General features: G+C 28.5%; 12 protein-coding genes. 4 read left to right on the top strand and 8 right to left on the bottom strand.

Translation table 11 applies throughout. The annotated features are described in order from the left end of the window. Both msrP and ELQ06_RS04515 read left to right on the top strand, forming a co-directional pair. Entirely contained in the window at window positions 1-894 is an 894-nt protein-coding gene (msrP, locus tag ELQ06_RS04520) for a protein-methionine-sulfoxide reductase catalytic subunit MsrP (protein ID WP_052797835.1), read from the top strand. After that, on the top strand, window positions 894-1,433 hold the full coding sequence (locus ELQ06_RS04515; protein ID WP_052797836.1) for a sulfite oxidase heme-binding subunit YedZ: 540 nt from the start codon (window positions 894-896) through the stop codon (window positions 1,431-1,433). Before msrP ends, ELQ06_RS04515 begins: the two co-directional genes overlap by 1 nt. On the opposite strand, the gene ELQ06_RS04510 is transcribed toward ELQ06_RS04515, so the two are convergent. The 8 genes from ELQ06_RS04510 to rpsU all read right to left on the bottom strand — a co-directional run bounded on the left by ELQ06_RS04510 (window position 1,430) and on the right by rpsU (window position 7,998). Then, entirely contained in the window at window positions 1,430-3,142 is a 1,713-nt protein-coding gene (locus tag ELQ06_RS04510) for an ATP-binding protein (protein ID WP_052797884.1), read from the bottom strand. The genes ELQ06_RS04515 and ELQ06_RS04510 overlap by 4 nt on opposite strands. Then, entirely contained in the window at window positions 3,142-3,966 is an 825-nt protein-coding gene (locus ELQ06_RS04505) for a hypothetical protein (RefSeq protein WP_052797837.1), read from the bottom strand. The genes ELQ06_RS04510 and ELQ06_RS04505 overlap by 1 nt, the downstream gene beginning before the upstream one ends. Before the next feature lie 10 nt (window positions 3,967-3,976). Further along, the gene (locus tag ELQ06_RS04500) at window positions 3,977-4,453 is read right to left on the bottom strand and encodes a hypothetical protein (RefSeq protein WP_052793938.1); all 477 of its coding nucleotides are present in this window, start codon (window positions 4,451-4,453) and stop codon (window positions 3,977-3,979) included. A gap of 8 nt (window positions 4,454-4,461) precedes the next feature. Then, window positions 4,462-4,953 (bottom strand): YajQ family cyclic di-GMP-binding protein, encoded by a 492-nt coding sequence (locus ELQ06_RS04495; RefSeq protein WP_002854188.1) that lies wholly within the window; start codon window positions 4,951-4,953, stop codon window positions 4,462-4,464. Then, window positions 4,943-5,878, bottom strand: coding sequence for a D-2-hydroxyacid dehydrogenase (locus tag ELQ06_RS04490; protein WP_052793939.1), 936 nt, complete (start codon window positions 5,876-5,878; stop codon window positions 4,943-4,945). The genes ELQ06_RS04495 and ELQ06_RS04490 overlap by 11 nt, the downstream gene beginning before the upstream one ends. Window positions 5,879-5,880: 2 nt before the next feature. Continuing rightward, on the bottom strand, window positions 5,881-7,050 hold the full coding sequence (locus ELQ06_RS04485) for a glutathionylspermidine synthase family protein (protein WP_052805816.1): 1,170 nt from the start codon (window positions 7,048-7,050) through the stop codon (window positions 5,881-5,883). Between the two features lie 9 nt (window positions 7,051-7,059). Continuing rightward, window positions 7,060-7,665 carry a UPF0323 family lipoprotein gene (locus ELQ06_RS04480; protein WP_052805817.1) on the bottom strand — a complete coding sequence of 202 codons (606 nt, stop codon included), beginning with the start codon at window positions 7,663-7,665 and terminating at the stop codon, window positions 7,060-7,062. A 120-nt stretch (window positions 7,666-7,785) separates the two neighbouring features. After that, on the bottom strand, window positions 7,786-7,998 hold the full coding sequence (rpsU, locus tag ELQ06_RS04470) for a 30S ribosomal protein S21 (protein WP_002780697.1): 213 nt from the start codon (window positions 7,996-7,998) through the stop codon (window positions 7,786-7,788). 158 nt (window positions 7,999-8,156) lie between these two features. Between rpsU and ccoG the strand changes: the two genes are divergently transcribed. Both ccoG and cmeR read left to right on the top strand, forming a co-directional pair. Beyond that, window positions 8,157-9,533: a cytochrome c oxidase accessory protein CcoG gene (gene ccoG, locus ELQ06_RS04465; protein WP_002858753.1), complete on the top strand. Its 1,377-nt coding sequence runs from the start codon at window positions 8,157-8,159 to the stop codon at window positions 9,531-9,533. Continuing rightward, entirely contained in the window at window positions 9,520-10,152 is a 633-nt protein-coding gene (gene cmeR / locus ELQ06_RS04460; protein ID WP_002843095.1) for a multidrug efflux system transcriptional regulator CmeR, read from the top strand. The genes ccoG and cmeR overlap by 14 nt, the downstream gene beginning before the upstream one ends. Window positions 10,153-10,161 lie beyond the last annotated feature (9 nt).

Raw genomic sequence — 10,161 nt, 5'->3', positions numbered from 1 at the left:
ATGCTTATAACACCTGAAAAACTTTATAAACAAAGGAGAAATTTTTTAAAACTTGGAGCGGGTGCTTTAATAAGTTCAAGCATGCTTGCTTCTAAACTATCTGCTTTAAATTTCACAAGCGATACTAATCCAAACAAACTTGAAATCAGCGATGAAGAACTGGCTACAAATTATGTCAATTTTTATGAATTTTCAACAGATAAAAAAAAGGCTGTATCATTGGCACAAAATTTCAATACTCAAAATTGGAAAATCGATATCAGTGGAGAAATAGAAAAACCTTTAACTTTAAGCATGGAAGATATTTTAAATTTCCCACTAGAAGAAAGAATTTATCGTTTTCGCTGTGTTGAAACTTGGTCTATGGTGGTACCTTGGGTAGGCTTTGAATTGCGTCGTTTGATTGAAATGGCAAAACCTACAAGCGAGGCAAAATTTGTTAAATTCACCACTCTTTTAGATAAGAGTCAATTTCCCGATCAAGACGCTTTATTTCCAACTATAGACTATCCTTATGTAGAAGGACTTCGCATGGATGAAGCTATGCATCCTCTTACCTTGCTTGCAGTAGGAATGTATAAAAAAGCCTTAAAGCCTCAAAATGGCGCTCCAATACGTCTTGTTGTTCCTTGGAAATATGGCTTTAAAAGTATTAAATCTATAGTTAAAATAGAATTTACTAAAGAACAGCCTAAATCCACTTGGGAAAGTTACGCTCCAAGTGAATATGGTTTTTATGCCAATGTCAATCCTAATGTTTCTCATCCTAGATGGTCTCAAGCTAACGAAAGGGCTTTAGGAGACTTCTTTACCAAGCCTACTTTAATGTTTAATGGTTATGAAAAAGAAGTGGCAAGTTTATATAAAAACATGGACTTGAAAGTGAATTTTTAATGCAGACAAAATACTTTAAATTTCTTGCTTATTTTAGCTTTATCATAAGTTTAATCTATGGCTTTTATCATATCATAAAAGCCTTTGATTTTGTAAAAGAAGCCTATATTTACACCGGAATATTTGCTTTAATCTTTTTAAATTTAAGTCTTTTATTTTCTTTACTTAAATTTAAAAAAACAAAAAATTATCCTAAAATTTTAGGTATTTTTGCAGCTTTTTGGGCGATTTTGCACTTTTTAAATTATTTTATTTTTGATAGAAATGCTCAAATTTTAAGGCTTTTTGATGATATTTCACATCGTTTATTAGAAGCAAGTGGATTTATCGCATTTTTAATCATATTTTTAATGCTTTTAAGTTCTTTTAAAATCTTTAAAAAACTTAGTAAAATCAGAAAACTGGGATATTTATGCTTAGTTTTGGCAAGTTATCATTATTTTTTAACCCCAAAAATTCCTATGTTTTGGGAATGGAGTGCTTTAATTATAGCTTTGTTTTATTTTATAGTTCGCTATACAAAAACATTAAAAAGTTAAAATCCAACAATCTTACTTTTATCAAAACTTGAATTTAATTCTTTTTGTATACTTTCTATAAAATCTTGCATTTTAAAAACCCCATCTTGTGATACAGCTACTTTCAAAGCTGTATTCTTCACCACCATTAAAATTTGTGCTCCGCTTAATTCATAATTTGATAAAATATTTATATTAAAATCTTTTTCAAATAATGCTTTTTTAGGTAGAAATTTTTCCCAAATTTTAAGCCTATCTTTAAAATCAGGTTTTTTAAATTCTATCTTATAATCAAATCTTCTTGAAAATGCACTATCTAAGCTTTCTAAAAAATTTGTCGTAGCGATAATCACACCGCTAAAACGCTCAATTTGCTCTAAGAATATATTTTGCATTTGATTATGCATTTTATCACTACCACTACTTCCATCTACACGCGTACTTAAAAACTGATCGGCTTCATTGAGAAGTAAAATAGGACTTTGTTTGCAAGTTTGCACGATATTTTTATAAGTATCAAAAATTTTTCTTACATTTTGCTCACTCTCTCCAACCCATTTGCTCAAAATTTTAGAACAGTCAAAACTAAGAACAGATTTTTTCATTGATTTAGCCATAGCTAAAGCTGACATAGTTTTTCCAGTACCAGCAGGACCATAAAAAATAATTTTAGCTTCTATATTTTTATTACTCTTTATACCCCAAGAATGAAGTCTTTCTAGGACTTTTTTATCTTGTTGTTTTAAAATATTTTCTAAAAGCTCTTTTGTATTTTCAGGCATAATAATATCATTGATGTCAGTGCTTGGTTCTATAAGCTCGAAAATATCTTGATCTTTTAAAACACTTTCAATTTTGATTTTTTTACTTTGTTTTGGTTCAAAATTTATAATTCTTTGTAAGATTTCATCAATAATAAAAAAACTTTTAGAAATATCTCCAAAAGCATTTAAATATTCATCATACTCGATTAAGTTTAAAAGGGGAGCATTTTCTTGTAATAGTTTTTTGTTTTTATGTCTTTCTAAATCATTTTCACTGATTAAAGAAAGTAAAGAATTCATTTCTCTAGAAATCGAACTTTCATTACTTAAGGCATATTCTTCTTTTAAAAGTGCTAGAAAAATAATTTGTTCTTTATGTTCAAGATTATATTCTTTAAAAATATCAGCCAATACATTATAAAATTTACTTTTTTTTAGTCTTTCTTTGATATGTTTTTCATAAAGTTTAATTTGGTTTTTTATTTCGCTATTATAAGCACTTTTTTGTATAAAACTTAATCTTTCGTATAATTGAATACGCACAAATTCATCTTTTAAATATTCTAAATAATCTGTATAAGCCTCTTGTTTCTCAAAGTTTAAACGAGGTTTTGCTTCTAAAAATTCTAAAAAATATTCACTTAGACTAAGCTCACTTTGCAATAAAGCAAGAGTTAATGTTTGAGTTTTATTATTTTCTAAACTTTTAAAAAAACTCGAATTTTGATTTACAAAACCTCTTTCGATAAGTTTTTTTAAATCCTCCAAAGCATCAAGATAAAGATACTTATCATTTTCAAAAATTGTCGATAATAAAGTAAAGGCATTGATAGAAGAAATAGAAACGACATAATTTCTACAAAGCTCTCTAAGAATCAAAGCCTCATTTTTAGCACACTTAAGCTCTTTATAAATTTGAGTATCTTCTATATTTTTCAAACTTAAAAAATTTTTTAATTTTTCCATCATTTTTTAAATTCCTTGAGCTCATCTTCGTTAAATTCTACGCAAATATTTTCATCTAAAAAATGACCTTCAAAAGGTAGATAACAAATTTTTAATTTTCCATTATTAAGCAAAAAATTATTATTAAATTGTAAATTTTGCAGATCTTCAAAACACTCATCACATGTATTTTTAAGCTTCTCATGTAAAAGATTTTGAAATTTTTGATTTTCAGTATTATACAAATCATTTAGTTTTACAAACGCGTGAGCATTAATATCATAAACAAAATTATTCAACTCTAAAATAGCACGACTCATACCATCTTCATAAAAATAATACCATTCTTCAAAACTAATTTTTCCATCTTGTAAAAAAATAGGTTTTTGGCGAATTTGTTCAAAACTAAATACACCCTTATGAACAGGATGAAATTCTTTAAAATCATCATTAAAACCTATAAAATCAAGACTACGCTTTATACGAATGCCATCTTGCGTTTCGACAAGTTCTAAAGTAGTTGTTCCTAAATTTTCTCCTTGAAAATTTTTATTATCATATGTAAGCATTTTAGAAGAATTGATTTTATATTTTTTACGCTCATCCTGCCAAAAATCATTTATCTTAACGAGCGGAATTTCTAAATTTCCATTTATATCATCAACAATTAAAAAACTAGAACTTGTTTGATTTTTATCCCTGTCAAAAAGTGGAGTCATAGGTGCATAATCATAAACTATGGCAAAAATTTCTTTATCCTGTAAATGATAAAAATGCAATTCACCTTTATAAACTTTCGCTAAAGCTAGATTTACAAAGCAAAATACCAGTAAAAAAAATTTCAAACTCTATCCTTCAATTTTGAATATGCGTTAAGATAATTTTAGTATGTGAAATTTTATCAAAAAAACTTACTTTATTATCACAAACTTGATAAAAAATTTCATAATTTTTTGCTTTTAAATTTTGTTCAAAACCACAATCAGTTTTTTCTAAATTTTTACCCTGCCATAAAGCATTTGCCTTTAAAATATCACTTAAAATATCATCATAATATACATTTTTAAAAAATTTTTGATTAAACACTTTTTTATCATAACACACTGCATTGATACAAATTTTATCTTTGATTTTGAGTTCAAAAAAAGCTTGCCCTAGTTTATAAACTTCTAAATTTAAAGCATTATTTTCTTTTTTTAAAAAAGCTGCGTCATTGATTTTTATCATAGGAGAAGCAATCAAAACCATCAAGCTTTGACTCGAAAAATTTTGATTTTTCACACTACAAGAACAAAGAAAAAAAATAAAACACAGAGCTAAACAATGCTTCAAATTTGACCTTATTTAAGATTTTTAAAACTGATATTTAACTCTAAATCAAGCTCTTTTACAAGCTTCATCACAGCTTGTAAATCATCAATTTGTTTTGCTACAACACGAATTTCTTCACCACGAATCGAAGAATTAACTTTAAGTTTGCTATCTTTGATAGCTTTATTGATTTTTTTGGCATTTTCACTATCAATAGCATCGTTTGCTTTCAAATTTAAACGAAACATTGCTCCACTTTCACGAGAAAGCTCTTTAATAGCATTAGGATTAATTCCTCTTTTGATAAGTTTAGAAATCACTATATCTTTTAAAACATCAAGCTTTCCTTCACTAGAAGAACTGAGTTTAAAAATACTCTCTTTTTCGCTTAAATCAATCTCACACTTAATTCCTTTTAAGTCATAACGACTATCAAGTTCTTTTTTAGCTTGTTCAAAAGCATTTTTTAACTCTTGTTTATCTAAAGCTGCTGAAATATCAAAACTATGTTCACTTGCCATTTTCTATCCATTCTTTTAAATTATTATAAACTATATCCATTAAAGCATTTAAAGCCTCCTTGCTCGCCCACGCAACATGAGGAGTGATAATAAGATTTTCTTTATTTTTAATGCTTAAAAGTGGATGATTTTTCATCATAGGTTCAATTTCTAAAACATCAAGCCCTACACGAATATTTTTTTCATCTATGATTTTAGCTAAATCATTTTCATTGACAATCCCACCTCTTCCTACATTAATCAAAATCGCATTATCTTTTAAAAGCTTTAATTCTTCAAAGGCGAGTAAATTTTTAGTTTTTTCATTTAAAGGTGCGTGGATACTTATGATATCGCAAGTTTTCAATAAATCTTTTAATTCCAAATGTACAAAATCTGCGTTTTTATTAGCTCCACTCGTAGAATAATAATAAATTTCAGCTCCAAAAGCCTTTGAAATTTTTGCCACTTCTTTACCTATAGTTCCTAAGCCTATAATACCATGTTTTTTACCACTTAAGGTATTTAAAACTCTACTATAATCTGTAAAAATAGGACTTTCACACCATTTACCCTCTTTACTCCATTTGTCATAATAAAGCACTTGATTTAAAAAAGTAAACATAAACGCAAAAGTATGTTGTACAACACTCATGGTAGAATACCCAGCAGCATTTTTTACAATAATACCTTTTTCTTTAGCATACTCAATATCGATATTATTAACCCCTGTGGCAGTTTCTAAAATGAGTTTTAAATTTTTACAAGCATCAATCACATCTTTATCAATTACAACCTTGTTTGTCATAGCGACATTAGCATCTTTTAAACGCTCTATGGTTTGCTCTTTATTTGTTGTAGTATAAATTTGCAAAGAACCAAATTTCTCAAAAACACTTAAATCATAATCTCCTAAAGTTGCCGCATCCAAACAAACAATTTTCATTTCTAATCCTTTATAATATGTCCTACAAATTTAGAATAATTATCAAGCACAAGTCCTCCTTTTCTAAATCCTAAGCCACACCCTTCATAAGCAAAGAAAACACCTGCTTGATAGTATTCGTTTTCACATGAATTAAACTCTACATATTCTTGATAAATAGCCTTATTATTCCCGTAAGGACCTATATTTTCATGCAAAGTTTTTCCATCTTTAATTATACTGATATTTGCACCTTCTCTACCAAAAACAGGTTTTTTAACATAGTTTTTACCTTCCAAAGGAGTATCTTTTGTTTCTAAAAGTAAAGGATGATTTGGATAAAGTTCCCATAGAATTTTTAAAATTCCCTTAGATTGAAATAAAAGCGTATAAGCAGGATTTAAAATAATTGCTCTTTGATTACGCATGATTTGAGTTAAAAGCATGGCAAGTTCACCCTCTTCTATGGCTATATCTTCCCAAGGAATAAGCTTAAACCAATACTCATAATTTTCGCCCTCTTTAAAAACACCTTCTTCGCTAAATTCCACCTCATCTACAAAGGAAAAATTAGTTTGAAAACCTGCTTCATTTGCAATATGTGCAAGCAATTTTGTAGTAATTTCCTCTTCTTTACTTCCTGCAACACTTGAAAAAAGAATTTTCCATCCTTGATAATGCTCTTCAAACCCTTCAACACTTTCATCAAGGGTAATAAGTCTTTTAAAATTATCCATCAAACTTTCATAAATACTGTTAAATTGTGCGCTTTCATCCATTCCATTTTGTTTTAAAAGCGCCCATTGTAAAATCGCACTTTCAAAAAGAGCAGTAGGAGTATCAGCATTAAATTCTATAAGTTTTATAGGCTTACCATCAAGCCCACCCGCTAAATCAAAACGCCCATATAAATGCCAATGAACCTCATTTTCCCAACTCATCTTAATCGCATCAATAAGATTAAAAGGAATTCCAAGCTCATCAAAACGATCATTATCAATCACTTCTTGTGCTGCAGCAATAAACATATCATAAAGCTCATTCACCGCTTCATAATAAGCATTAGCTTCACTTTCCTTAACACAAACTAACTTATTGCTAATATAATCACTTCCATCTTCATCTGTATGCCAAGAAAAACCTATATTTTCTAAATAATCTTTTTGAAGTTTATCCACTTGTAGTAATTGCATTATTTATCCTTAAGAGCCAAAAGAGGAACTAGAACTTGCAGCTTTAGAGCCTCCACTAAAAAAACCTGATTTTTTAGCACTTGAAGCAGAGCTTGTTGTGCCTGCTTTATTAAAACTATTAACACTCCTTTGATAAGCACTTTGATTTGAAAAAGCACCGCGTTGTTGGTTAGCAAAATTTTGATTATTGAAAAGTTTTGAACCTATCCAACTTCCTAAAATAGCACCTGCAGCACTTGCGAGTAAAGTTTCTCCTAAACTCAATCCTCCACTGCTAATTTGTCCATTGTCTTTAGTTAAATTTGAAGTTCCATTATCAATTTTAGCTGCTTCTTCTTTAATCAAAGCATCCATTTCTTCTTTGGATAAAATTCTTTCTGTGCCATTAAGATCTTTTAAAACTACCCTTGTTTCATCACTTGGATATTGATCTTTGATTTTATACTGCCCTGGAGCTGTTTCTTCGATAATTACAAAAGCTCCTTGAACATTAGCTGCTTGATTTAAAGTATCTGCATTGTCATTATTACTTCCGCAACCTGCTAAAGCACCTCCAGCAACAGCTGCTAAACCACCTATCATACCAATTTGAATGATTTTTTTGATTTTTTTCATAAGTTTATCCTAAAAACAGAAAATTTAAATTAGAAATTTTAACAAAAAATAATAAATACTTTTTAATTTAATACCAAATGAAGTTTGTAGATATAAAAAAAGCCCTTTCGGGCTTTTGGGTTAGAGTCTTGACTCGTAGCGTCTAAGCATATAAAGTCTTTTAAGCATTTTTTTGCGTGCTGAAATTTTTTGTTTTTTGCGAATTTCAGTCATAGGCTCAAAAAATCTTCTTGCTCTTACTTCAGTCACAACTAGATTTCTATCTACTTGTTTTTTGAATTTACGATACGCTTCATCAAAAGACTCGTTAGGATGCACCTTGATTCCTGGCACAGTCCTCACCACCTTTCTGTGTAAATTTTTGTTGTGAAATATAATTATAAAACACTTCTTATTAATTCTAACTTAGAAAGCATTTAAAAATTGTTTTAGTTTTTATCGGTTATAATCCTTAATTATAAAGTGCTAAAAATTATAATTAAGGTCTAAAAATGCAAGGACACATTACAAACTATACAAAAAAACGATATTTTGTATATTTAATTGCAAGTATTATCATATTTTCCCTACCTTTCATAAGAATTAATGAGAATCATTTTTTTCTTTTAAGTTTTGATCATTCTAAATTAAACCTATTTTTTATTTCTTTTTCAACACAAGAATTTTATCTCATGCCTTTTGTTCTTATATTTCTTTTTTTATTTATTTTTTTTATTACAACTTTAGGTGGAAGAATTTGGTGTGCTTGGAGTTGTCCACAAACGATTTTTAGAGTTATATATAGAGATATCATACAAACTAAATTTCTTAAAATTCGCAAAAATATCAATAACAAACAAAAAGAATATGAGAGGCAATATTTTAAAAAATTTCTTGGAGTGATAATTTTTTATTTTATATCTTTAGTTGCTGTTAGTAATTTACTTTGGTACTTTATTCCTCCTGAAGATTTTTTCAATTATATTCAAAATCCTGGCGAGCATCTACTTTTACTTGGAATTTTATTTTGTGCTAGCTTACTTTTTACTTTGGATATTACCTATTTACAAGAAAAGTTTTGTGTTTATGTCTGTCCTTATGCAAGAATACAATCTGTAATGTTTGATCATGATACAATGCAAGTGATTTACGATGAAAAACGCGGGGGCTTGATCTATGATGGACATACCAAACTTCATAAAAAACCACCTGAGGGAGAATGCATAGGTTGCGAAGCCTGTGTTAGCATCTGTCCAACTCATATTGACATACGCAAAGGAATGCAACTTGAATGTATCAATTGTCTTGAATGCGCCGATGCTTGCTCTAAGGTGCAAAGCAAATTTAATCGTCCAAGTTTGATCAATTGGACAAGTGCAAAAGCTATTGAAACGCGTTCTAAAGTTCATTATTTAAGATTTAGAACGATAGCATATTTTATAGTTCTTCTAATTGCTTTACTGGCTTTAATCATCATGGGAAGCAAAAAAGAAAGCATGCTTTTAAATATCAATCGTAGTAGTGAATTATATAATATTTCAAATGTTAAAGGTGAATTAGTCATTTCAAATGCTTATACCTTTTTGTTTCAAAATACAGATTCTAAACCTCATGAATATTATTTTACAGCAAATTTAGAAGGAATAAATGATGGAATTGAAATCATAAGACCAAACAAACCTTTTAAATTAAAAGCAGGAGAACAAGTCAAAAAAATAGTTGTTATCAGGGCTACAAAAAATTTAGCAAATAATGATAAAAAAGACGTAATCTTTCCTTTACATATAAAAGCTTACGCAAAGGATAATGAAAAAATTTCGGTTTTTAGAAAAAGTATATTTGTATACCCTAAAAGCACTCTTATAAAGGATAAAAATGAACTCAAATAGAACACCATCACAAAAAGTTTTAGCCAGACAAGAAAAAATCAAAGCAGTGGCCTTAGAGCTTTTTTTAACAAAAGGATACCAAGAAACAAGTTTGAGTGATATTATTAAATTATCTGGAGGATCTTATTCTAATATTTATGATGGTTTTAAAAGTAAAGAAGGGCTATTCTTTGAAATTTTAGATGACATATGTAAAAAACACTTTCATCTTATTTATTCCAAAACACAAGAAATTGAAAATGGCACTTTAAAAGAAATTTTAACTTCTTTTGGTTTAGCTTTTATAGAAATTTTCAATCAACCAGAAGCTGTAGCTTTTGGTAAAATTATCTATTCTCAAGTTTATGACAAAGATAGACATCTTGCCAATTGGATAGAAAACAATCAACAAAATTTTTCCTATAACATACTTATGGGTTTTTTCAAACAACAAAATAATTCTTATATGAAAAAAAATGCAGAAAAACTTGCTGTTCTTTTTTGCACTATGTTAAAAGAACCTTATCATCATCTTAATGTTTTAATTAACGCTCCTTTGAAAAATAAAAAAGAACAAAAAGAACATGTTGAATTTGTTGTAAATGTTTTTCTAAATGGAATCAATAGCTCCAAAGCTTAAAAAATAATT

Origin of the sequence: Campylobacter sp. CH246 (assembly GCF_004378835.1) — a bacterium.
Classification (GTDB): Bacteria; Campylobacterota; Campylobacteria; order Campylobacterales; family Campylobacteraceae; genus Campylobacter_D; species Campylobacter_D jejuni.
Note: the sequence above shows the minus strand (reverse complement) of the source record. Positions and strands in the feature narration are given on the sequence as shown.

Excerpts from the sequence above, each read along its gene's own strand:
- msrP (WP_052797835.1), top strand. The coding sequence starts at position 1 with ATGCTTATAACACCTGAAAAACTTTATAAACAAAGGAGAAATTTTTTA.
- ccoG (WP_002858753.1), top strand. The coding sequence starts at position 8,157 with ATGCAAGGACACATTACAAACTATACAAAAAAACGATATTTTGTATAT.
- ELQ06_RS04495 (WP_002854188.1), bottom strand. The coding sequence starts at position 4,953 with ATGGCAAGTGAACATAGTTTTGATATTTCAGCAGCTTTAGATAAACAA.
- ELQ06_RS04485 (WP_052805816.1), bottom strand. The coding sequence starts at position 7,050 with ATGCAATTACTACAAGTGGATAAACTTCAAAAAGATTATTTAGAAAAT.
- ELQ06_RS04480 (WP_052805817.1), bottom strand. The coding sequence starts at position 7,665 with ATGAAAAAAATCAAAAAAATCATTCAAATTGGTATGATAGGTGGTTTA.
- cmeR (WP_002843095.1), top strand. The coding sequence starts at position 9,520 with ATGAACTCAAATAGAACACCATCACAAAAAGTTTTAGCCAGACAAGAA.
- ELQ06_RS04490 (WP_052793939.1), bottom strand. The coding sequence starts at position 5,878 with ATGAAAATTGTTTGTTTGGATGCGGCAACTTTAGGAGATTATGATTTA.
- ELQ06_RS04515 (WP_052797836.1), top strand. The coding sequence starts at position 894 with ATGCAGACAAAATACTTTAAATTTCTTGCTTATTTTAGCTTTATCATA.
- ELQ06_RS04510 (WP_052797884.1), bottom strand. The coding sequence starts at position 3,142 with ATGGAAAAATTAAAAAATTTTTTAAGTTTGAAAAATATAGAAGATACT.